Origin of the sequence: Pseudoxanthomonas kaohsiungensis (assembly GCF_010211765.1) — a bacterium.
In the GTDB taxonomy this organism is placed as follows: Bacteria; Pseudomonadota; Gammaproteobacteria; order Xanthomonadales; family Xanthomonadaceae; genus Pseudoxanthomonas; species Pseudoxanthomonas kaohsiungensis.
On the sequence record NZ_PDWO01000002.1, the window covers coordinates 51,603 to 74,386 of the forward strand.

Sequence of the window (22,784 nt, forward strand, 5' to 3'; positions counted from 1 at the left end):
TGGACCCGGCGTCCCGGTCGACATGGCCGCTCCGTGACGGCGGCGGCGCACCGATTCCCAGGCTGCATCCGACTTCTTGGGGGAGGTCATGCAGGCCCGTGAATCTCTCTTCCCCTGTGTGTCGCGTACAACGGTGAAGCCCTGTCTCCCATCGCCGCGTGGCGATGGCTCCGTTGCACGCGGTTCCCCAACCGCGCGCAACGGTGTCCCACTCAGTTGCCGTAGTACAGCTGGTATTCCAGCGGATGGGTGGCGGCGCGGAACTTGGTGACTTCCTGCATCTTCAGCGCGATGTAGCCGTCGATGAAATCGTCGGTCATCACGCCGCCGGCCTTGAGGAACTCGCGGTCCGCGTCCAGCGCCTCGAGCGCCTGGTCCAGGCTCGAACACACCTGCGGGATCAGCTTCTCCTCTTCCGGCGGCAGGTCGTACAGGTCCTTGTCGCTCGGCGCGCCCGGGTCGATCTGGTTACGGATGCCGTCCAGGCCGGCCATCATCAGCGCGGTGAAGGTCAGGTAGCCGGACTGCAGCGGATCGGGGAAGCGGATCTCGATGCGGCGCGCCTTCGGGTTGGACACCCACGGGATGCGGCACGAGGCCGAACGGTTGCGCGCCGAGTAGGCCAGCATCACCGGCGCCTCGAAGCCGGGCACCAGGCGCTTGTAGCTGTTGGTGCCGGAGTTGGCGAACGCGTTGATCGCGCGGGCGTGCTTGAAGATGCCGCCGATGTACCACAGCGCCAGCTGCGACAGGCCGCCGTAGCCGTCGCCGGAGAACAGGTTCTTGCCGTCCTTGCCCAGCGACTGGTGCACGTGCATGCCGCTGCCGTTGTCGCCGACGATCGGCTTGGGCATGAAGGTCACGGTCTTGCCGTTGCGGTGGGCGACGTTCTTGATGATGTACTTCATCGTCAGCAGCTCGTCGGCCTTCTTGACGAGCGTGTTGAACTTGGTGCCGATCTCGCACTGGCCGGCGGTGGCCACCTCGTGGTGGTGGACTTCGACCTCGATGCCCGACTCCTCCAGGGTCTTGCACATCTCCGAGCGGATGTCGTGCAGCGAATCGGTCGGCGCGACCGGGAAGTAGCCGCCCTTCACGCCCGGGCGGTAGCCGGTGTTGCCGCCTTCGTACTTGGTGCCGGTGTTCCAGGCCGCTTCCTCCGAATCGATCTTGAAGAAGGTGTGGCCCATGTCGTTGGCGAAGCGCACCGCGTCGAAGATGAAGAACTCCGGCTCCGGGCCGAAGAACGCCAGGTCGGCGATGCCGCTGGACTTGAGGAAGGCCTCGGCGCGCTTGGCGATGCCGCGCGGGCAGCGCGAGTAGCCCTGCATGGTCGCCGGGTCGAGGATGTCGCAGGTCAGGATCAGGGTCGGGTCGGCGGTGAACGGGTCCAGCACCGCGGTGTCGGCGTCGGGCAGCAGGACCATGTCCGACTCGTTGATGCCCTTCCAGCCGGCGATCGACGAGCCGTCGAACATCTTGCCGTCCTCGAACAGCGCCGGCTCGACGATGCTGGCCGGGAAGGTCACGTGCTGCTGCACGCCGCGCATGTCGACGAACCGCAGGTCGACGAACTCGACCTTGTTGTCCTTGATCAGCTTCTCAACGTTTTCCACGGACATCGCTTGCAACCTCGGATTGATGGGTACCGGAGACATAGCAGGCTGCGTGCCAACCCCATGACGCTCACAAGTCATTGATTTGAATGAACGCGCGCACCAACTTCGACGACTCGCACCAAACTGGTGCCTCATTGTGGTGCAAGCCATGAACCATGTTGGTGCAAACGGGCGGGTCGCCGGGCTGGCGTATGCTGTGCAGCCCTCGCCGCCGCGCCCCGCCCGTGCACGACCTGCTCGCCGCCCTGCTGCTGGGCATCATCGAAGGCCTGACCGAGTTCCTGCCGATCTCCAGCACCGGGCACCTGCTGATCGCCCAGCACTGGCTCGGCGCGCGCTCGGACTTCTTCAACATCGTCATCCAGGCCGGCGCCATCCTCGCGGTGACCCTGGCCTTCCGGCGCCGGCTGTGGGAACTGGCGACCGGGCTGGGCGAGCCGGCCAACCGCGATTACGTGGCCAAGATCGGCGTGGCCTTCCTGGTGACCGCGCTGGTCGGCCTGCCGGTGCGCCTGGCCGGCTGGGAGCTGCCGGAGACGGTGACCCCGATCGCCTGGGCGCTGGTCGTCGGCGGCGTATGGATGCTGGTGGCCGAGCACTACGCCGAAAAGCGCGGCGACGTGGCCACGGTGACCTGGAAGGTCGCGGTGCTGGTCGGGCTGGCACAGGTGGTCGCGGGCATCTTCCCCGGCACCTCGCGCTCGGCGGCGGCGATCTTCGTGGCGATGCTGGCCGGTACCAGCCGCCGCGCGTCGGCGGCCGAGTTCGTGTTCCTGGTCGGCATCCCGACCATGTTCGCCGCCAGCGGCTACGCCTTCCTCGAACTGCTCAGCGACGACGCGCTCGGCGGCGAGGACTGGACGGCGGTGGCGGTGGCGTTCGTGGCCGCGGCGGCCACCGGCTTCGCCGTGGTGCGCTGGCTGATGGGATACATCAAGGCGCATCGCTTCACCGGATTCGCGATCTACCGGATCGTTCTCGGCCTGCTGCTGCTGGCGCTGATGCCCACCGGCAGCTGAGCCCCGGCCTTCACGCCGGGCAAACCCCGTCGGGCGCATCCAGCCGTTGTATCGACGCGCCGCATCCCCGCGCCGGCCGGCTGGCCGGCCCCGCCAAGAAGGTCCCGATGAAGTCCATGCCCAACCGTCGTCCCCTGTCGCTTCCGCTGTTGCTGCTGCTGCCGCTGGCGATCGCCGCGTGCAACCGGCCTGCGACCGACGCCGCCGCGCCCGCACCGGGGGAAATGCCGGCGCCCGCCGCCGACCCGGCCGCTCCGCCGCCGATGGAGGCACCGTCCACCGACACCGCCTCGCTCCTGCCGTCCCACCACTGGCGCCTGGTCGAGGCCACCGACGCGCAGGGCCAGCGCATCGACGCGCTGTTCGCCCGGCCCGACAAACCGGTGCAGCTCGATTTCGCCGATGGCCGGGTGAATGTGTCCAACACCTGCAACCGGATGATGGGCAGCTTCACCCTGGAGGGCACCACCCTCACCCTGGGGCAGATGGCCTCGACCCTGATGGCCTGCACCGACCCCAAGCTGACGGCCCTGGATGCCGAGGTCGGCAAGCGCCTCGCCGGCGCGCTGACCGTGTCCAGCACCGCCGGCGACACGCCGCAACTGGTGCTCACCAACGCCGGCGGCGACCGCCTGGTGTTCGAGGGCGCGCCGACCGCGGCCACCCGCTTCGGCGGGCCGGCCGAGCGCGTGTTCCTGGAAGTGGGGCCGGAGACCAGGCCCTGCAGCCACCCGCTGATCCCCGACAAGCAGTGCCTGCAGGTGCGCGAGGTCAGGTTCGACGAGAACGGCCTGCGGGTGGGCGAGCCGGGCGAGTGGCAGAACTTCTTCGACGAGATCGAGGGCTACACCCACCAGCCGGGCGTGCGCAACGTGCTGCGGATCGACCGCTACACCCGCGCCGACGTGCCGGCCGACGTATCGCGCTACGCGTACGTGCTGGACATGGTGGTCGAGTCCGAGCAGGTGAAGCGCTGAGCGCGCCGCAAACCGGAGCGGGATGGCAAAAACGAAAAGACCGACCCTAGGGTCGGTCTTTTTTGCTTCCGATCCGGTCGGTCGACCGGCCACGACGCTCAGGCCAGCGACGGATTGAGCGTGTAGGTGCCGTAGACCGAAGCCTCGGCCAGCACGTGGCCCTGCATCGCGCGCTGCACGTCAGCGGCGGTGAAGCGCGCCGGTAGGGACAGCGCGGCGACGTCCAGCGCGAACAGGCGGAAGAAGTAGCGGTGCACGCGCAGGTCGTTGAACGGCGGATACGGGCCGTCGTAGCCGTGGTAGTCGCCGCCCATCCGCGCGTCGCCGGCGAACCAGCCGGTGTAGTCGTTCAGTCCCTGGCGCGCCCCGGGCAATCCGGGCGGCAACTGCTTCCCCTTGGCGGTGACGCCGTCACTGCAACTGCCTGCGGCGATCGTGCGCGTGTCCGCCGCGATGTCGGCCACGGTCCAGTGCACGAAGTCGGCGCGCGGCTGCTCGACCGGGATCTGCAGGTCGTCGCGGCCGACGGTCTCCGGCACCGTCGGCGCATCCGGGTCGATGCACAGCAGCGCGAACGACTTCGTTCCCGCCGGAACCCCTTCCCAGGCCAGGTGCGGATTGCGGTTGGCGGCGAAGCCGTCGGGCCGGCCCATGGCGAATTCCGCGGCGATCGCGCCGCGGTGTTCGAAACTGTCGCTCCAGATGCGCATACGTGACTCCGGTTGCGGTCAGGCGTCAGGGTAGCCCAGGCGCGCGGCGACCGCGGCCAGCCGCTCGAACGGGCCGGCGAGCTCGTCGGCGTAGTCGCGCCAGCGACCGGGCGGCATGCGTCGCTGCGTCGCCGGCAGCGGCGGCAGCTGGATGCCCAGCGCCTGGCCGATCACCGTGGCCAGTTGCGGCGGCGAGTCGATCGCGCCATCCAGGCGCAACAGGCGGTGCGGATACAGGTCCTGCTGGTGCAGGTCGGCGACCTGCTCCAGGCCCTGCGCCAGCCACTCGGCGGCAGCCTCCGGCGATTCCAGCGCCAGCGGCACCGGCGAACCACTGGCCAGCCAGTCCAGCAGCATGTCGCGCGGATCGCGCACCGCGACCAGCAGCAGGCCCTCGGGCAGGTGCGGGCGCAGCGCCAGCAGCAGGGCGTTGTCCCACCACGGCAGCCAGTCGACGACGTTGCCGTCGGCGATCCCGCGCGCCGGCAGGTGGCCTCGCCACTGCGCGACCACCTGGGCCGGATCGATGGCTCCGCTACGCAATGCCTGGCCGGTCTGCGGCGAGCGCAGCGGATCGACCGGCGCCTGCGAGCCGAAGCGGTCGCTCAGCACCGGCCCACCGGCCGCGGTCAAGGTCTCGACCACCCGCTCGATGCCCGAACCGGGCAGGCCCCAGACCAGCATCGGACTGGGTGCATCCACCGCCGCGGACGCCAGTGGGGGCCATGCGTCTATCGCGTCGGTGAACGGCGGCAAGGGCAGGCGGGCGGCGCTGAAGTCCGCGTGCAGCGCGCGCCAGTGCGCCAGCGCCTCGGCCGTGCGCCCTGCGCGGTCCAGCAGGCGACCCAGCCAGCCGCGCATCGCGGTCCGCGCCTCTTCGGTGGGCTGCGCGGCGACGGCGGCGCGCGCCTGCGCCAGGGCCGCCTCCGGATCCCCGGCCAGCCGCGCTTCGACCAGGAACTGCTCGGCCGCCGGATGTCCCGGCTGCAACTGGACCAGGCGCCCGGCGAAGCCGGCCACGGCCGCCAGGTCGCCGGCGCGGTCGCGATCGAACATCGCCGTCTCCAGCGCCGGTACATGGTCGGGCATCGCCGCCAGCCAGTGCTGCAGCACCCGGTTGCCCTCCGCGGTGCCGGGCGTTTCCAGCGCCAGCCGCGCGCCCCACAGGTCGCCGGACGCCGGCGAGGTGGCCAGCGCGGCCTCGAGCGTGGCGAGGGCGTCTTCGCGATCGTTGCGTTCGCGCCACAGCGCCATCAACCCGCGCAGCACCGCGCGGTCCGGGCCTGCCGACAACGCGGCGCGCAGGTGCTCCAGCGCCTCCTCGCCGCGGCCGGCCTGCAGGGCATGGAGGCCGGCGGCCCGGCGCAGGGCGGGAGTGGCGGTGGCGGGATCGGCGAGCAGCGGCGCCACCCGCTCGAATGCCTCGTCCGGCCGGCCCTGCCTGGCCGCCAGCTGCGCCAGCAGCGGCCACAGCGCGCGCGCGTCGGGGAGCAGCTCGGACACCCGACGGAACGCCTGCTCGGCGAACGCCCAGTGCTGCTTGGCCAGGTAGCCGAAGCCCAGCACCGACAGCAGCTGCGGATCGTCGCGCAACTGCACGCTGGCCGCCGAGGCCAGCGCGATCGCGGCATCCGGCTCGCCGCGGCGCAGCGCCAGCAGCGCGTTGAGCGCGACCAGCCGGGGATCGTCGGCGTCGATGCGCGCGGCGGTGCGGCTGAGCCGTTCGGCCTCGGCCAGGTCACCCTGGGCCAGCGCGACCTGCGCCTGCGCCAGGTACGACGGCAGGTGGTTCGGATCCAGGCCCAGACTCTCGTCGAGCGCAACCCGCGCCGCGCCGGTGTCGCGCTGGCGCAGCAGCAGCGCGGCCCGCTCGAAATGCAGCCCGGCCTCGTCCGGCGCCAGCAGGATCGCCTGGTCCAGCGCGACCAGTGCGGCCGCCGGGTCGCCGGCCCGGGCCAGGGTCGCCGACAGGCTGCGCTGCGCGCTCGCGTCGTCGGGCGCCTGCGCCGCCCATTCCTGGGCCAGGGCCAGCGCTTCGTCGACGGCATTGCGCCGCAGCGCGTCGTGGATCCGTTCCTGCATTTCTGGGGTCTTCCGGGGAAAACCCGCAGTTTACCCCGGCGCTGGACCGGCCCGGGTCAGCGCCGGGGCAGCGCCGCGCCGAGGCGGTCGGCGACCCAGCGCTCGGCAAACCCGTCGCCGGAGAGGCTTTCGACGAACGCGCAGTGGCCGCCCCAGCGGGTCACTTCCAGCGCGGCGGAGGGCGGCAGACGCCACTGGCGGAAGTCGTCGAACGGGATCACCGGATCGTCCTGCGCCATCAGGACGCTGGCCGGCACCGGGAGCGCCGCCAGCCGGTCGCCGGCGATCGAGTAGCTGTCGAAGTAGTCCTCGACCGTGCCGAACCCGGCGTAGCGTTGCGCCAGCCAGGCGGTGAGGCTGCGCATGTCCAGCGCGAGGGTGGCGTCGTCGTAGCAGTGCTGCTCGGGGAACAGGGCGCGCTTGCGCACCAGCGAACTGCGCCACTTGCGGCGGAAATACCAGTCGTACAGCTGCGGCGCGCGCTCCATGCTGGACATCGTCGTGGCCGGGTCGACCAGCGGGCAGACCGCGGCGATGTGGCGCAGCGGCAAGCCGGCGATGCCGGCGCGCAGGCCCAGGCGCAGGGCGTGGTTGCCGCCGAGCGAATAGCCGGCCACGACCAGGTCGCGCACGCGCAGGCGCTGGACCATGTCGGCCACCGCGTGCACCACCTCGTCCAGCCGGTTGGAATGGAACAGGCCCTCGTTGAGGTGGTGGGTGTCGCCGTGGTCGCGGAAGTTGAGGCGGAACACGTCCAGGCCGTCGGCCAGCAGGCGCGCGGCGGTCAGGCGCATGTAGCCGGAATCGGCGCTGCCCTCCCAGCCGTGCAGCAGCAGCGCCATGCCGCGCGGTTCGCGGCCGGGCACCCGGCTGTGCCAGCCCTGCAGGCGCGCGCCACCGCCGCCGTCGAGGATGTGTTCGCTCGTCTCCGCGCCGGTGGCGGCCAGGGCACGCAGGCCACGATGCCGGCGCAGGCCGCTGGACCCCAGCACCGATTGCAGGTGCGGATTGCGCAGGAGGCGGGGCGGTCGGTAGTCGGCAGCGGTGAGCATGGCGGGAACGACGGTGGGCGGAGCCATTTTGCACCGCAACATCGGCGGCGCAAGTGTGTCGGCGCGCCTCAGCTTTCCATCGCCGCCACGATCCGTTCGCGGGCCAGGTCGGCGATGCGGCGGCGGCCGTCGACCCCTCCCGGCGGGATCGGCGCCAGGAAATGCACCTCGGCCGCGCGCGGGCGCTCGCCAAGCAGGCGCAGGAAATTGGCCAGGAAGCTCTCGCGCGGGCCGAACGCGACCAGCGTCTGCGCGTCGCCGCGCTCGCCGTAGCGCAGCGCCACCGGCTGCACCGGCACCTGCGCCTCCACCGCTGCCAGGAAGATCCGCGCGTGGAACGGGCCGACCTCCTCCCCGCCGCGGGTGCGCCCTTCCGGGAACACGCCGACCGAGCGGCCCTGGCGCAGGCGCTCGACCATCTGCCCGAGCACCTCCTGCAGCGAATCGGTGCTGCCGCGATGGTGGAAGATCGTCTGCCCCTGGGCGGCCAGCCAGCCCACCAGCGGCCAGCCGGCGATCTCGCGCTTGGCCACGAAGCCCATCATCCGCTGGCTGTGCAGGGTCTCGATGTCGATCCAGCTGACGTGGTTGGCGACGAACAGGGTCGCGCCCGGCAGCGGCGTGCCGAAGCGGCGCAGGCGGAAGCCGAAGATCCACAGCAGGCCCGCCGACCAGGCGCGCACGGCGCGGTCACCCAGCGTCTCCGGGCCCCAGCCGATGCGCGAGAGCGGCGGCGCCAGGCACAGCAGGGTCAGCGGCAGCGGCAGCAGCAGGTGAAGCAGCAGCAGCGGGACGCGGTAGAGGTAGCGGAAGGTGCGTGCGAGGCCCCCGGCGGTTCGCCGGGCGGCACGCGTGGGGGCGTGGTCCATGGACGCGCACGATACCGCGGCCGGCCGCGTCGTGGATACGGCGCCGCGGTGCGACATGGCCCGCCAGGGACGCGGAATGCGCCGCCGCGCGCGTCAAAGGTGAAAGATCGTGCTTGCGGGCGCCCGTTCATGGGCGGCGCGGGCGCCGGGATCACCGGGGCGTCGCCTGTCCATCGGCATCGGGTCGCCCGGGGGAACGGCGCCTATACCGGCACCACCGCCAGGGTCAGGCGCGAGACGCAGACCGGGCGCCCGCGTGCGTCCTCGATGCGGATGTCCCAGACCTGGGTCGTGCGGCCCACGTGCACGGCCCGGGCCGTGCCGGTGACCGTGCCCTCGCGCACCGCGCGCAGGTGGTTGGCGTTGATCTCCAGCCCCACCGCCATCTGCTCGCGCGTGTCCAGGCACAGGTTGCCGGCGCTGCTGCCGAGCGTCTCGGCCAGCACCACCGACGCGCCGCCATGCAGCAGTCCGTAGGGCTGGCGCGTGCGCGGGTCGACCGGCATGGTCGCCCGGACCCAGTCCTCGCCAGCCTCGGTGAAGACGATGCCCAGGTGCTCGATCAGGGTGCCGCGGCTGAGCGCGTTGAGGGCGTCGATGGAAACGGGGGCACGGAAGACCATGGCCGGGATCGCTTTGCGGGTTGGCGGAGATTATCGCCGTGGATCGCGGCTGCGGGATGGATTCCAGGCTCGAACCCTGGCGGGCATTGGGCCGCTGCGGACCGGCCAGGTTCCGGAACCTCGGAGGGTTTGCCCCTGGGTGAAGCGTGTTTCTCGCGGAAGCTGCCCGCAAGGTCCACGGCGGGAGCATCGGCTTCGGTGGGGGCCGCCGGGCCATGGGGGCATGGCTTACCGCGCGGACGGACATCCCTGTCCGTACGCGCGGCCGTGGCACGTCCCTGTGCCACTTGCGCCATGCCCCCATGGCCCGACGTCCTCGGGCGGCGGCGAGGTCGTGGCTTCGCTCGTCAAAGCCTGCAGCGGTCGTGCGCGGCGCCTGGAGGCGAGAATTCCCAATGAAACGGCCATCGACCTGCCTGGCCGTTGAACGAAGCCACGACCCCGAAGCCCCCCGAAGACGTGGCGGGCCAGGGGTATCGCGGCAGCGGACAGGGATGTCCGCGTTGGCGCGTCGGCACAGGGATGTGCCGTCGTGCCGACCGCGATACCCCTGGCCTGCCGCGGCTCAGCCCGGAGCCGACTGCTCCTGCTCCTGCTGCTTGCGGCTGGGTTTTTGCGGTTTGCCGTCGACACCAACCGCGAATCGGCCCGCTAGAAGCGACGAGCACACCTTGCAGCCGCGTCCACGCCGCGTGCCGCGCCCGTCTCCGCGCAAGCCGCCCTCGCCGTCCGCAACGCTATTGCCCGCAGCGAGACCGCAGGTACGGCGGACACCGCTGCGCAACGATCAGAGGATCGGCACCAGGCCCGCGCCGAAGGCGGTGAGCATGCGGGTGAAGATCGACTTCGGGCCAAGGCTGACCTCGGGGAAGTCGCCGACCGGCAGGTAGCAGCGGTGGAACGCCGGGTCGCGCCTGGGCACGGGCGCCGGGCACTCGGGACCGGGCTGGAACTCGTAGTTGGTCGCATACCGCCATGGCCACAAGTCCAGCACCGGCGAGGCCTCCAGCACCTTGCCCATGCTGTAGTTCAGGCCCGACAGCACCGGCGGCTTCTCCCGCGGCGCCACCGTCCACGAATTGCCCGGCGCGATGTCGCGGCGGATGCTGTCGGCCAGCGCGCGGGCGAAGGCCGGATCCTCGATTACTACCACCGCCTCGGTGTTGTAGGTCTCGCTGCGCGGATCGAAGTTGTGCGTGCCGACCACCCCGATGCGCCCGTCGATTACCACCGACTTGGCGTGCAGGCCCATGCGCGGTCCTTCGCCGCTGACCGGCACCGGGCGGTTGGCCGGCGCGCTGGTGCGCAGCAGCGACGGGCGCGTCTCGGTACGCAGCTTGTCCTCGACCTGGCCGTCGGCATTGGCGGCGCTGCCGCTGGAGCCGCTGCCCAAGCTGCCGCTGCTGCCGGGCAGGGGCGACCCGCCGCGCGCAGGGGAAGGCGTCGGCTGGGGGGCGACCGGTTCGCCCGGCATCGCTCCGCCGAGCGCGGGATCGACCGGCGGATCGTCCGGGAACGGCTTGTACTCGAAGATGTCGAAGCCCAGCTCGCGCACGTTGCGGCGCTTGTACTTGTAGGTGAGCGCATAGACGATCGGGTTGTCGGTCGCCGCCAGGCTGTTGGTCGACACCACCACGTGCGGCGGGACCTCGCGCGCGCGCAGGCCGCGGAAGATGTCCAGCGCGCTGTCGGACAGCACCAGGTAGGGCGTCTGCAGCAGGATCCGCTCCTGCGCGCCGGCCAGCAGCCCTGCCAGGCCGGACGCACCGGCGCCTTCGCCATCCGGGCCCTCGCTGTGCTTCTGCGGCAGGTCCGCCAGGTACTCGACCTGGCCCACCGGCATCGCCCGCGACACCAGGCGCTCGTGGACCAGCTGCGGATCGACCGCGGCCCGCGATATCCGCTCCACGCGCTCCGGCCGCAGCGCGGGCACCCCGGGCAGGGGCGGCACCCCGCGCGCCAGCAGCAGCGCGGCCACGTCCTCCAGCCGCTCCACCGGAACGCTGCGCGGATCGATCCAGTACTCGGCGAAGTTGCGCTCCATCTCGCGCACCACCGGCCCGGCCACCAGCACGTCGCGGTCGCGGAAGTTGTACTCCGCGTCCCAGTCGAAGTAGTCGTCCTGGTAGTTGCGGCCACCGGCGATGCCCACCGCGTCGTCGATCACCAGCAGCTTGTTGTGCATGCGCTGGTTGAAGCGCCGGAAGCAGCAGATCACGCTGGCGGCGTAATCGAAGTAGCTGGGCATCGCCTCGCCGAAGGTCGGGTTGTAGATGCGCAGTTCCAGGTTGCGGTGGGCGCCGGACAGCGCCGCCAGGATCTCCAGGTCGGCGATCGCCGACAGCTGGTCGATCAGCACCCGCACCTGGACCCCGCGCCGCGCCGCGGCCAGCAGTTCGTCCAGCACCAGCCGGGCGCTGTCGTCCTTGTCGAAGATGTAGGTCTGCAGGTCGATCTTGCGGGTCGCGCTGCGGATCAGGTTGATCCGCGCCAGCAGCGCGTCGCCGCCCTCGTCGAGGATCAGCGCGTAGTGGCGCGGCGGCCCTTCCGGTCCGGCCGCAGCCGTCTCGGCGAACGCGGTGCCGGCCAGGCCGCGCAGCTCCGACGGCACCGCGCAGCGGTCCGGGCGGCTGCAGTCGACCGCGTCATCGCGCGCGGCCAGGGCGATGGCGGCGGCGCGGTCGCTGCGGGCCGCGCCCAGCGTGCCGCAGGCGGTGGTCGACAGCAGCAACGCGGCGATGGCGCACAGGCGCAGCCAGCCGGTCACTGCCCGTCCCCGCGCAGGCGCACGCGCACTTCGAGCCGGACCTCGCCGGTCAGCGCGAACTGCCACTCGCGCATGCCGTAATCCGCACGCTCGATGGCACCGACCACCTGGATGTCGCAGTCGCGCCCCGGTTGCAGGCACGGCGCCGGTAGCACCCTGAGCTCTTCGTCGCGGGTCACGCCGCGCAGGCTCAGCCGGCCCTTCAGCGGCCCGCCCTCCCGCAGCAGCGCCGGCGAGTAGGGATCGGAGACGAACTCCATCCACGGGTACCGCACCGAGTCGAAGAAGCTCTGCCCGTGCATCCAGCTGGTATAGCGCGGCCGGTCGGGAATCACCGCCTCGCCCGTGGCCACGCGCAGGTGCACGCGATGGCGTCCGTCGGGCAGTGTCTCGACCCTGCCCTCGTAGCGCGGGAACTCGCCCATCAGCCGTTGGCCGAACCGGGTCCGGACCTCGAAGCCCAGCCAGCTGCGCTCGACGTCGAATCCCGCCCCGGCCAGTGGCTGGGCCACGCCGGACGGCAGGGCGCACAGCAGGGTCGCGCCCAACAGCCACGCATACCCCCGGAACTTCCACATTGCTTCAGGGCCACCAGTACGCCGTCAGACGGCCGAGGCCGGGTTCGATCGCCGCGGACGCCGGAAGTTCCGGCAGCGCGAGCACCGCCACGCCGGCCGGGGGCATGCCGCGGTAATCGGTGGTCTGCCCGGTATCCAGCAGGGCCACCAGCCGCTCCAGCCCCGGGTTGTGGCCGACCAGCAGCAGCCGCTCGACCTCGCCCTGCTCCTGCAGCAGGCCGATGAGGGTGCCCGGGGTGGCCTCGTAGATCGCCGGCTCGAGCCGCTGCTCGGCGTAGCCGGTCACCGCCAGCACCGCTTCCAGTGTTTCCCGCGTGCGCCGCGAGGGCGAGCACAGGACCCGGTCAGGCTGCAGGCCCTGGGCCAGCAGCCAGCGGCCGGCGGCCTCGGCCTCGGCCAGGCCGACCGGCGACAGTGGACGGTCGATGTCTGCCTGCCCGGTGGACGCCGGTTCGGCGTGGGCATGGCGCAGCAGGATCACTTCTCGCATGGCGGCCCCTGTGGTTCTTCGTTCGCGTGGGTGGCGTCGCTCAGGCCTTGGCCAGCCATTTCAGCAGCGGTTCCCAGTCGGCCTGGTGCTCGCGGACCTGGGCCGAGTGGTAGTCGAACAGGCTGCGGCCCAGGCCGACCAGGACCACGTAGGCCTGGGTGTCGCGCAGCTGCGCCACCACCGGGTACGGCCAGGTCTTGAGCATCTCCAGCGCCTGCTGGCTGGCATTGGTCCACGGCTTGCTGCGGTTGAGCACCAGCCCGACCGGCAGCTTGCGGTTGTGGACGCGCGGCACCTTGGCCAGGGTGTTGAGGAAGGCGACGGTGGCCTCGATGTCCAGCGCCGAAGGCTGCACCGGCACCACCACCGCATCGGCATGGTCCAGGAATCCGGAAAGATCGTCCGCCAGCGCGCCGGCCGGGGCATCGATGACCACCTGCTCCGCATCCTCCGGCAGCCAGGCCCGCCAGGCGCGGCGGCGGCTGGCGTCGAGCGGCAGCACGGCGCTGTCCAGTTCGGCGCGCCGTTCGGCCCAGCGCGTCGCCGAGCCTTGCGGATCGGCGTCGGCCAGCACCGTGCGCCTGCCCTGCAGCGCGGAATGCGCCGCCAGGTGCGTGGCGACCGTGGTCTTGCCCACGCCGCCCTTGGAACCGGCCACCAGGATCGTCTTCATGCGCGCTGCTGCCTCCGGATTGGCTTCCCGCAGGGTACACCGGCCCCCGTGGAGGCGGTAGGAACGGCATCCGCCGGGAGCCGGGGCCCGCCGCTTGCTATCGTGCGCCGGCCCCCGTCACGGACGACCCATGAGCCAGCTGCACGACCTGACCGCCCTGATCCGGGCCAACACCCCGTTGATCGTGATCGAGACCCGCGACGAGGAGCGGGTGGTGGAACTGTTCCGGCAGGCGCTGATGCAGGTCTGGCGCGCCCTGCACCGCTGGACCATCACCGAGGGCCTGCGCCGGATGGACCTGGACCGCGAGGACGCGGCCGAAGGCCCGCCCGATGCCAGCTCGGTCCTGCACGCGATCCGCCAGGCCGACCAGCGCGGCATCTACCTGCTGCTCGATTTCCATCCCTACCTGGGCTACGCCAGCCACCAGCGCCTGCTGCGCGACATCGTCCAGCGCCGCGGCTGCGAGCCGCACGTGGTCGTGCTGGTCGGGGCCAAGGTCGAGCTGCCGTCCGGGCTGGACGCCATGGCCGTGCGCTTCAGCCCGCGCCTGCCCGACGCGGCGGCGCTGCTGAAACTGGTCAGGGAGGAAGCCACCGCCTATGCGCGCGAGCATGGCGGCCGCCGGGTCGAGGCCGAGGAGGACGCGGTGCGCCAGATCGTGCGCCACCTGCAGGGCCTGGACCTGCACGACGCGCGGCGCATCGCCCGCCAGCTGATCCATGCCGACGGCGCGCTCACCGCCTCCGACCTGCCGCAGCTGGCCAGGCTGAAGTTCGAACTGCTCAACCGCAGCGGCCACCTGCACTACGAGTACGACACCGCCGGCTTCGACGACGTGGCCGGCGCGGCGCGGCTCAAGCGCTGGATCGGCCAGCGCCGCGCCGCGTTCGGCGGCGCCCCGCCGCCCGGGCTGGATCCGCCGCGCGGCGTGCTCCTGCTGGGCGTGCAGGGCTGCGGCAAATCCCTGCTGGCCAAGGCCATTGCCGGCGGCTTCGGCGTGCCATTGCTGCGCCTGGACTTCGGCACGCTCTACGCCAAGTACCACGGCGAAACCGAGCAGAACCTGCGCGCGGCGCTGGCCTCGGCCGAGCAGCTGGCGCCGTGCGTGCTGTGGATCGACGAGATCGAGAAGGGCGTGTCGGCCGATACCGGCGACGGCGACGGCGGCGTGTCGCGGCGCGTGCTCGGCTACCTGCTGACCTGGATGGCCGAGCGCCGCGCGCCGGTGTTCCTGGTCGCCACCGCCAACCAGGTCCAGCACCTGCCGGCCGAGCTGCTGCGCAAGGGCCGCTTCGACGAGATCTTCTTCGTCGATTTGCCGAACCCGGACACGCGGGTGGAGCTGCTGCGCATCCACCTGGCCGGGCGCGGCCTGGATCCGGCCGCGTTCGCGCTGCCGGCGCTGGCCGCGGCCGCGAACGGGTTCTCCGGCGCGGAGATCGAGCAGGCGATCGTCTCGGGCCTGTACGCGGCCCATGCCGAGCAACGCGCGCTGGACACCGACCTGCTGATGGCCGAGGTCCGCGGCACGCGGCCGCTGTCGGTGCTGATGGCCGAGCAGGTCGACGCGCTGCGCGCATGGGCGGCGGAGCGGACCGTGCCGGCGGACTGAGGGCGCCATGGGCCCGTGAGCGGGCTTATCCGTTGTTCTTCGAGGCGGCTGGCGGTGGCGGGAAAGCAGCGGGGCAGGCCCCGCTCTACGCGAGGCAGGGAAAGCGGCGGGGCAGGCCCCGCTCTACGCGGCGCAGGGGAGGCGAACGCCGCGCCGGCGGAAGCGGCCGGTCAGCGGCGCGGCGCCCACGGCACCGCCTCGCCCTGGTCCAGGTATTTGATGCGGGTGGCGCCGCCGCTCTGCAGGATCAGGCCCTCGCGCAACGAGGGCAGCAGCACGGCGGTGGCATGGCTGGTATTGGCCTTGTACAGCCAGGACACGCCGCTGCGCAGGTCCACCAGTTCGATCTTGCCCTCGATCTTCGCCGTACCGCCGGCCACGCCGGCCAGCACCAGCCAGTCCTCGCCGCGGGTGAAGCCCGCCTGGTGCACGCCTGCCAACTGGCTGCCATATGCGTGCTCGCGCTTCCACGTGGCCAGGTCCCAGCGCACGGTCTCGTGCTGCAGGCCGCGGTAGAGCGCGGGAATTCCGTCCGCCATCGCCTGCGCCCGTGCCGGCGAGTACTGCACCGTGACCAGCTTGGTGCCGCCATCGAGCAGCATCACCGCCAGGAGGTCGTTGCGCGGGCCCAGGCCCTGCGGTGCGTGGCGGTCGAGCACCTCCAGCCGCGCACCCTCCGCCTCGCGGTGCAGCTTCATCAGCACCACCAGGCCCTTGTCCGTGCCGGCGGCGATCAGGCCGGAAGCGGCGTCCCAGTCGATCGATGTGATGCCGCCATCGCCCTGTAGCACCAGCGGCGCGCCGACCAGCGCGCGACGGGCATGGTCGTAGATGTGCAGCTGGTCGTAGCTGGCCAGCAGGTACAGGCCCGGCACCGGGGTGGCCGATACCGCGCCCGGCTGCCAGTCGTCCTCGCGGAAGGCGGCCAGCAGTTCGCCGCTGCGCGCGTCCCAGACCTTGGGGCCGTTCTCCAGCTCGACGATGTCGTCGAAGCGGACGTTGCCGCTGGCCGAATGGGTGATCACGATCCCGTCGCGCGGACCGAAGGCCAGCCCCTGCGTCCGCAGCGCGTGCGCCTGCACGGCGATCCGCGCGTCGGTACGACGGGCGTCCCACAGTTCCAGCCGGCCCGAATCCCGGCCCACCGCCAGCAGTTCCATCTCCGGGGAGTAAGCCGCCGCCCAGGCATCCTCGTCCAGGCGGCGGTTGGCGTCGACGAACGCCTGGGTGAACTCCTTGTCGATGCCCGCGCAGGCGGCCAGCGCCAGCAGCAGCCATGCCGCGTGGTGGATCGTGCGTCGCCGCTTCCCGCGGCCGGCCCTGTCTTCCATTGCGCTCCCCGGATTGGCTGCAACGCCGGGCTGCAGGATAGCGCCGGCGCCGGCAGCCACGCGCCGCCGCCGCACGGAGCGCAGCCTCAGGCGATGCGTGCCAGCAGCCAGGCCCAGGCCGGCAACGTCGCCAGGCACAGCACGATGCCGTAGCCGACCAGCGCGGCGGCCAGCCGCGGCGCCAGGCCGTGCGCCATCGCCAGCGCGGCGGCCGAGATCATGGTCGGCATCGCCGACTCGAGCACGTTGGCGCGCAGCATGATCGCGGGCATGCCGAATGCCAGCGAGATCGGCACCGCCAGTGCCGGCATCACCAGCAGCTTGAGCGCCAGCCCGGTCGCCAGCGGCCGCACCTCGTCGCGCGGCAGGCGCAGCTGGATCGACAGCCCCACCGCCAGCATCACCAGCGGCAGCATCGCCTCGGCCAGCCGGCGCAGGCCCGAAGCGATCCATTCCGGCGGCTGTTCCGGCATCACCGTCAGGCCCAGCAGCAGCGCCCAGGGCGGCGGGAAACGGGCGATGCGCAGCACGATTTCGCGCGCGGTCGGTGCCGCGTCGCCGCTGTAGCGGGCCACGACGTACAGCCCCACCGTCGACAGCAGGATGAAGGTGCCGAACTGGTCGTAGACTACCGCGTACTGCACGGCGTCCTCGCCCAGCAGCGCGCGCACCATCGGGTAGCCGATGAAGCTGGAATTGGACAGGCCCACGCACAGCAGCAGCACGGCGTACTCGTCGCGGCGGAAACGCCAGGCCCGCGCGGCCAGCGTCACCAGCAACCAGGTCGCGCCCATCAGCAGCCACGGCGTCAGCGCCACGCCCAGCAGCGCCCATTCCATGCGCAGCGCCGGCACGTACAGCAGCACCGCCGCGGGCAGGCAGACATAGAGGACGACCAGGTTGAGCGTTTCCGGCGCATTGGCCGGCAACAGCGAGGTCCGGCCCAGGGCCATGCCCAGGCCGAGCATGGCCAGGATCAGGGCGAACGCATCCCAGGCCACGCGCGGATCAGCCGCGGCGGAACCAGCCGGTGATGCTGTAGCGCGGCGAACCGGCCCACGGCGCCACCAGGCTGACCACGTGCGGCTGCGGCACGCGGAACAGGCTCAGCGAATTCCACAGTGGCACGAAGGTGTCGACCACGCGCCGTTCGGCCGGGTCGAGGAACTGCAGCAGGCCACCCCAGTCCGGCAGCCACTCGCGGCTGAGGTTGATCACGTAGGCGTACGCACGGTCCTCGTTGCCGGCATGGTCGTTGTGCGCGCGCAGGAAGTGGCCGTGGCGGTAGCGCACGGCGATCGCGCTGACCATGCGGATCGCCGGATCGCCGGTGAGGTGGCGGGCGAAGTCCAGGAACGGCGGGGTGTTAAGGAAGTCGACCACTGCGTGCAGCACCAGCTCCGGGTCGAGCCCGTCGCGGCGCGCGTCGATCATGCGGTAGCGGTCGAAGTAGAACTCGAACCCGTGGCGCGCGCGCTCGGCCGCCGCCTGCAGCGCCGCGGCGTCTTCCCCGCTCCCCGGGCTGGCGCTGCGGAGCAGGCCCGGGGCCAGTTCGGCATCGGTGCGCTGCGCGGTCTCCCAGGGCACCTCGTCGCGGAGGCAGTCGTGCAGCCGGAGGGCTGCCCCGTCCTGCAGGAAACCGGGAACCTGCACCCGCCCGTGCGCGCGCAGGCGCGCCCGGAACGGTTCGATATCGAGTTCGTTGCTGATCATGGGCCGTGGAGCGCCGGCGCCGGCGTGGCGCCACCGCATTTTCGCACGGTCACGCTGGCGGCGGCGGCGTGCGGCCGCCGCGTGGGATCCGGTCCGCTACGGCCAGGCCGGCGGATTCGCCTGCCAGGCGGCCAGGACCTCGGCGAGCAGCGCCCGGTCTTCCTCGCGCCAGTCGGGCAGCAACTGCGGATAGCTCGCGGCGCTGCTCCACTGCTGCGGCTCGGTGCGCACCGCCGCCGCGTACCAGGCCACCGCTTCGGCCCTGCGGTCGAGCTTCCACAGCGCCAGGGCCAGGGTCGGCGGCTGCCAGCCCGGCGTGCTCGGCCAGCCGCCGATCAGCTTCTGCCACTGCTCGAGCGCGCGCTGCGGCTCGCCGGCCCGGTACAGGTCCCAGCCGTAGTTCCAGGTCACCGCGCGCGACAGCCGCTGGTTGCTGCCGGCATTGCGCTGCGCGGCCTGGTAGAGCTCGTCGCCCAGCTCCAGGCGCCCGGACTGCATCGCCACGCGCGCCAGCTGCACGCGCGATTCGACGTCGTCCGGCCTGCGGGCAACCGTGGCGGCCAACCGGTCGACGACCTCCTGGCCTTCGCCGGACAAGGCCACGATCGCGCGCGTGGTCTGCGGATCGGCGTCGAAATAGAACTCCTTCGGTGCCGGCAGCGATTGCCCCTGGGCCAGCAACGAACACAACGCCAGCCCGAGGGCGAGCGGAAAACGCAACTTCTTCACGACATTTCCCCGAAGCAACAGCCTCCCCACCGCATCCTAACCGCCGCAGCGCACAGTCGGGGAGTGCGGGCCATCACAGATTGGCGCTTGATATCATTTGCCACCGGGCCGGCGAGGCCCGCCCCCGCCAGCGCCAGGGCCCGACGATGACCAGCACCGCCGAACTGACCTCGCCCGCCTCCGCCAACCAGCCCGGGCTGGACTCGTTCGACCGCGACTACACCCTGGAGCACAAGTACACCCGCCGCGACGGCCGCATCTACCTCAGCGGCGTGCAGGCGCTGGTGCGGCTGCCGCTGATGCAGCAGCTGCGCGACGCGGCCGCCGGGCTGGACACGGCCGGCTTCGTCAGCGGCTACCGCGGCAGCCCGCTCGGCGGCTTCGACCTGGAGCTCTGGCGCGCGCGCAAGCACCTGGAGGCGGCGAAGGTGCGCTTCCAGCCCGGTTTGAACGAGGACCTGGGCGCGACCATGGTCTGGGGCACGCAGCAGACCAACCTGTTCCCCGGCGCGAAGGTCGATGGCGTCTACGCCATGTGGTACGGCAAGGGCCCGGGCGTGGACCGCTGCGGCGACGTGTTCAAGCACGGCAACGCGGCCGGCACCTGGAAGCACGGCGGGGTACTCGCGCTGGCCGCCGACGACCATGCCTGCCGCAGTTCGACCCTGCCGCACGGCAGCGAGGACGAGTTCGTCAGCGCGATGATGCCGGTGCTCAACCCGGCCGGCGTGCAGGACATCCTCGACCTGGGCCTGGTGGGCTGGGCGATGAGCCGCTACACCGGTCGCTGGATCGGCTTCAAGACCATCGCCGAGACGGTGGAATCGTCCGCGTCGGTGCAGGTCGATCCGTTCGCGCGCACGATCGTGCTGCCCGAGGATTTCGAGCTGCCCCCGGGCGGGCTCAACATCCGCTGGCCCGATCCGCCGCTGGACCAGGAGATGCGCCTGCACCGCTACGCGGTGCGCGCGGCGCAGGCCTTCGCCCGCGCCAACGGCATCGACAAGGTGGTGATGGACGCGCCGAACGCGCGCCTGGGCATCGTCACCACCGGCAAGAGCTACCTCGACGTGCTGCAGGCGCTGGAGTACCTGGGCCTGGACGAGCGCGCCTGCCGCGACATCGGCATCCGCGTCTACAAGGTCGGCATGACCTGGCCGCTGGAGCCGGAAGGCATCGCCGGCTTCGCCCGGGGCCTGGAGGACATCGTCGTGGTCGAGGAGAAGCGCGCCTTCCTCGAGCGGCAGATGAAGGAACAGTTCTACAACTGGCCCAACGCCTGGGGCCGGCGCCCGAGCATCGTCGGCAAGTACGACGAGGCCGGCGAATGGATCCTGCCGTCCACCGGCGAGCTGACCCCGGCGACCATCGCCGGCGTGATCGGCCGGCGCATCCTGCGCCTGCTGCAGTCGAGTTCGATCAGCACCGATTCGATCGAGCAGCGGCTGCGCTGGATGGACGCGAAGGAAGCGGAAATGGCGCTGCCGCGCGCCAACTTCCCGCGCGTGCCGCACTACTGCTCCGGTTGCCCGCACAACACCTCCACGGTGGTGCCCGAGGGTTCGCGCGCGCTGGGCGGCATCGGCTGCCACTACATGGTCACCTGGATGGACCGCTCCACCGACACCTTCACCCACATGGGCGGCGAAGGCGTGACCTGGGCGGGGCAGGCGCCGTTCACCGACACCCCGCACGTGTTCCAGAACCTGGGCGACGGCACCTATTTCCACAGCGGTTCGCTGGCGATCCGCCAGGCGGTCGCGGCCAAGGTCAACATCACCTACAAGATCCTCTACAACGACGCGGTGGCCATGACCGGCGGCCAGCCGGTGGACGGCCAGCTCAGCGTGCCCGACATCGCCTGGCAGATGCGCGCCGAGGGCATCGACACCATCGTGCTGGTCAGCGACGACATCGCCCGCTGGCACAAGCGCGAGCTGTTCCCGTCGGGCATGGAGTTCTTCGACCGGGCCGAGCTGGACGCGGTGCAGAAGCGCCTGCGCGAGGTGAAAGGCGTCAGCATCCTGATCTACGACCAGACCTGCGCCACCGAGAAGCGGCGGCGGCGCAAGCGCGGCAAGCTCGAGGACCCGCAGAAGCGGGTGATGATCAACACCCTGGTCTGCGAAGGCTGCGGCGACTGCGGGCAGAAGAGCTTCTGCGTGTCGGTGCTGCCGAAGGAGACCGAGTTCGGCCGCAAGCGCGAGATCGACCAGTCCAACTGCAACAAGGACTACTCCTGCGTGTCGGGCTTCTGCCCGAGCTTCGTCACCGTGCACGGCGGCAAGCCGCGCAAGGGGCGCAAGGCCGAGGCGGCCGGGCGCCTGGCGAACCTGCCGGAACCGGCGTTCCGCTCGGCGTTGGAACAGCCCTGGAACATCCTGATCACCGGCGTGGGCGGCACCGGCGTGGTCACCATCGGCGCGCTGCTGGGGATGGCCGGCCACCTGGAGGGCAAGGGCGCGACCGTGCTCGACCAGACCGGACTGGCGCAGAAGGGCGGCGCGGTCACCACCCACATCCGCATCGCGCGCACGCCGGAGGACATCCATGCCGTGCGCATTGCTGCCGGCGAGGCCGACCTGGTGCTGGGCTGCGACATGGTCGTGGTCAACGACTACTGGGCGCTGTCCAAGGTGCGTGCGGAGCGCTCGGAAGTGGTGCTCAACACCTACGAGGCGATGCCGGGCACCTTTACGATGCGCCCGGACCTGCACTTCCCCGCCGCCGACATCATCGCCGGCATCAGGCTGGCCCTGGGCGGGCGCGAGCCGCGCCTGCTCGATGCCACCCAGCTGGCCACCGCGCTGCTGGGCGACGCCATCGCCACCAACCTGTTCATGCTCGGCTATGCCTGGCAGCTGGGCCTGGTGCCGATCTCGCACACCGCGCTGATGCGCGCCATCGAGCTCAACGGCGCGGCGGTGGAGATGAACCAGCAGGCGTTCGCCTGGGGCCGCCTGGCCGCGGTCGATCCGCAGGCGGTGGCCGCGGCCGCGGGCCTGGTCTCCAACCCGGTGACCGCCGACGAGCGCGTGCCCGACGGCCTGCGCCAGTTGCCGCCGGGCGACTGGGAAGGCAGCGAATGGGGCAGCACCAGCGCGCCGCGCCCGGTCCGCGCCGAGCGCGAGTGGCGCGGCCTGCCCGAGAGCGGCAGTGCCGAGGGCGACGCTCCGTCGTCGCCGCTGGACGTGGCCACCGGCGAGGTCGCCGCGCTGCCGCTGGACGACCTGCGCCTGTCGCGCAGCCTCGACGAACTGGTCGCGCGCCGCGGCAAGTTCCTGGCCGACTACCAGGACGCGGCTTACGCGCGCCGGTACACCGAGCTGGTGGCCAGGGTCCGCGGCGCCGAAGGATCGAGGGTTCCGGGTTCGACCGTGCTGGCCGAGGCGGTGGCCCGCTACGCGTTCAAGCTGATGGCGTACAAGGACGAGTACGAGGTCGCGCGCCTGTACACCAGCGGCGAGTTCCAGCGCCGCCTTCAACAGCAGTTCGAGGGCGACTACACCCTGCGCTTCCACCTGGCGCCGCCGCTGCTGGCGAAGAAGGACGAACAGGGCCGCCTGCTCAAGCGCGAGTACGGACCGTGGATGCTCACCGCGTTCCGCTGGCTGGCCAAGCTCAAGTTCCTGCGCGGCACCGCCTTCGATCCGTTCGGCCGCACCGGGGAGCGGCGCATGGAGCGCCGGCTGGTCACCGATTATTTCGCCACCATCGAAGCCCTGCTGCCGAAGCTCGACGCCGGCAACATCGCCCTGGCGGCACAGATCGCCAGCGTGCCCGAGCACATCCGCGGCTACGGCCACGTCAAGGAAGCGCACCTGGAGCAAGCCAAGGTCCGCGAGGCGGAACTGCTGCGCGAGTGGGACAACCCGTTGCGGGTAGTCGTGGTGGGTCGCGACGCGGCCTGACCGCCACATGCCCCGGCCGCGTCCCG

At 71.6% G+C, this 22,784-nt stretch carries 18 protein-coding genes; 4 read left to right on the top strand and 14 right to left on the bottom strand.

Annotation, left to right across the window (positions count from 1 at the left end):
• Window positions 1–212: 212 nt before the first annotated feature.
• Window positions 213–1,622 (bottom strand): type I glutamate--ammonia ligase, encoded by a 1,410-nt coding sequence (glnA, locus tag CSC66_RS02710; RefSeq protein WP_162375856.1) that lies wholly within the window; start codon window positions 1,620–1,622, stop codon window positions 213–215.
• A gap of 221 nt (window positions 1,623–1,843) precedes the next feature.
• Here glnA and CSC66_RS02715 point away from each other — a divergent pair, with 221 nt between their 5' ends.
• Together CSC66_RS02715 and CSC66_RS02720 are read left to right on the top strand one after the other, a co-directional pair.
• Window positions 1,844–2,638 carry an undecaprenyl-diphosphate phosphatase gene (locus tag CSC66_RS02715; RefSeq protein WP_162375857.1) on the top strand — a complete coding sequence of 265 codons (795 nt, stop codon included), beginning with the start codon at window positions 1,844–1,846 and terminating at the stop codon, window positions 2,636–2,638.
• A 134-nt stretch (window positions 2,639–2,772) separates the two neighbouring features.
• Window positions 2,773–3,615 (top strand): META and DUF4377 domain-containing protein, encoded by an 843-nt coding sequence (locus tag CSC66_RS02720; protein ID WP_162376150.1) that lies wholly within the window; start codon window positions 2,773–2,775, stop codon window positions 3,613–3,615.
• 98 nt (window positions 3,616–3,713) lie between these two features.
• On the opposite strand, the gene CSC66_RS02725 is transcribed toward CSC66_RS02720, so the two are convergent.
• The 9 genes from CSC66_RS02725 to CSC66_RS02765 all read right to left on the bottom strand — a co-directional run bounded on the left by CSC66_RS02725 (window position 3,714) and on the right by CSC66_RS02765 (window position 13,459).
• On the bottom strand, window positions 3,714–4,325 hold the full coding sequence (locus tag CSC66_RS02725; RefSeq protein ID WP_162375858.1) for a YbhB/YbcL family Raf kinase inhibitor-like protein: 612 nt from the start codon (window positions 4,323–4,325) through the stop codon (window positions 3,714–3,716).
• Window positions 4,326–4,343: 18 nt separating this feature from the next.
• A complete protein-coding gene (locus CSC66_RS02730; RefSeq protein ID WP_162375859.1) occupies window positions 4,344–6,407 on the bottom strand; it encodes a tetratricopeptide repeat protein in 2,064 nt (687 codons plus the stop codon).
• Between the two features lie 56 nt (window positions 6,408–6,463).
• Complete coding sequence (locus CSC66_RS02735; protein ID WP_162376151.1) at window positions 6,464–7,459, bottom strand: YheT family hydrolase; 996 nt, start codon at window positions 7,457–7,459, stop codon at window positions 6,464–6,466.
• Window positions 7,460–7,527: 68 nt separating this feature from the next.
• Complete coding sequence (locus CSC66_RS02740; RefSeq protein WP_162375860.1) at window positions 7,528–8,328, bottom strand: lysophospholipid acyltransferase family protein; 801 nt, start codon at window positions 8,326–8,328, stop codon at window positions 7,528–7,530.
• A gap of 203 nt (window positions 8,329–8,531) precedes the next feature.
• Window positions 8,532–8,951, bottom strand: a complete 420-nt coding sequence (locus CSC66_RS02745; protein ID WP_162375861.1) for a hotdog fold thioesterase — start codon at window positions 8,949–8,951, stop codon at window positions 8,532–8,534.
• A gap of 787 nt (window positions 8,952–9,738) precedes the next feature.
• On the bottom strand, window positions 9,739–11,718 hold the full coding sequence (locus tag CSC66_RS02750; RefSeq protein WP_162375862.1) for a phospholipase D family protein: 1,980 nt from the start codon (window positions 11,716–11,718) through the stop codon (window positions 9,739–9,741).
• The gene (locus CSC66_RS02755; RefSeq protein WP_162375863.1) at window positions 11,715–12,296 is read right to left on the bottom strand and encodes a YceI family protein; all 582 of its coding nucleotides are present in this window, start codon (window positions 12,294–12,296) and stop codon (window positions 11,715–11,717) included. Before CSC66_RS02755 ends, CSC66_RS02750 begins: the two co-directional genes overlap by 4 nt.
• Before the next feature lie 4 nt (window positions 12,297–12,300).
• Window positions 12,301–12,786: a SixA phosphatase family protein gene (locus tag CSC66_RS02760; protein WP_162375864.1), complete on the bottom strand. Its 486-nt coding sequence runs from the start codon at window positions 12,784–12,786 to the stop codon at window positions 12,301–12,303.
• A gap of 40 nt (window positions 12,787–12,826) precedes the next feature.
• Window positions 12,827–13,459: a ParA family protein gene (locus CSC66_RS02765; RefSeq protein WP_162375865.1), complete on the bottom strand. Its 633-nt coding sequence runs from the start codon at window positions 13,457–13,459 to the stop codon at window positions 12,827–12,829.
• A 130-nt stretch (window positions 13,460–13,589) separates the two neighbouring features.
• Here CSC66_RS02765 and CSC66_RS02770 point away from each other — a divergent pair, with 130 nt between their 5' ends.
• On the top strand, window positions 13,590–15,074 hold the full coding sequence (locus tag CSC66_RS02770; protein WP_162375866.1) for an AAA family ATPase: 1,485 nt from the start codon (window positions 13,590–13,592) through the stop codon (window positions 15,072–15,074).
• A gap of 170 nt (window positions 15,075–15,244) precedes the next feature.
• On the opposite strand, the gene CSC66_RS02775 is transcribed toward CSC66_RS02770, so the two are convergent.
• The 4 genes from CSC66_RS02775 to CSC66_RS02790 form a co-directional block, all read right to left on the bottom strand.
• Complete coding sequence (locus CSC66_RS02775; RefSeq protein WP_162375867.1) at window positions 15,245–16,405, bottom strand: WD40 repeat domain-containing protein; 1,161 nt, start codon at window positions 16,403–16,405, stop codon at window positions 15,245–15,247.
• Window positions 16,406–16,491: 86 nt separating this feature from the next.
• Window positions 16,492–17,406, bottom strand: a complete 915-nt coding sequence (locus CSC66_RS02780; RefSeq protein WP_162375868.1) for an AEC family transporter — start codon at window positions 17,404–17,406, stop codon at window positions 16,492–16,494.
• A gap of 7 nt (window positions 17,407–17,413) precedes the next feature.
• Window positions 17,414–18,118, bottom strand: a complete 705-nt coding sequence (locus CSC66_RS02785; RefSeq protein WP_162375869.1) for a 2OG-Fe(II) oxygenase — start codon at window positions 18,116–18,118, stop codon at window positions 17,414–17,416.
• Window positions 18,119–18,214: 96 nt separating this feature from the next.
• Entirely contained in the window at window positions 18,215–18,847 is a 633-nt protein-coding gene (locus tag CSC66_RS02790) for a tetratricopeptide repeat protein (RefSeq protein ID WP_162375870.1), read from the bottom strand.
• A gap of 146 nt (window positions 18,848–18,993) precedes the next feature.
• Here CSC66_RS02790 and CSC66_RS02795 point away from each other — a divergent pair, with 146 nt between their 5' ends.
• Window positions 18,994–22,758, top strand: coding sequence for an indolepyruvate ferredoxin oxidoreductase family protein (locus tag CSC66_RS02795; RefSeq protein ID WP_162375871.1), 3,765 nt, complete (start codon window positions 18,994–18,996; stop codon window positions 22,756–22,758).
• Window positions 22,759–22,784: the final 26 nt, after the last annotated feature.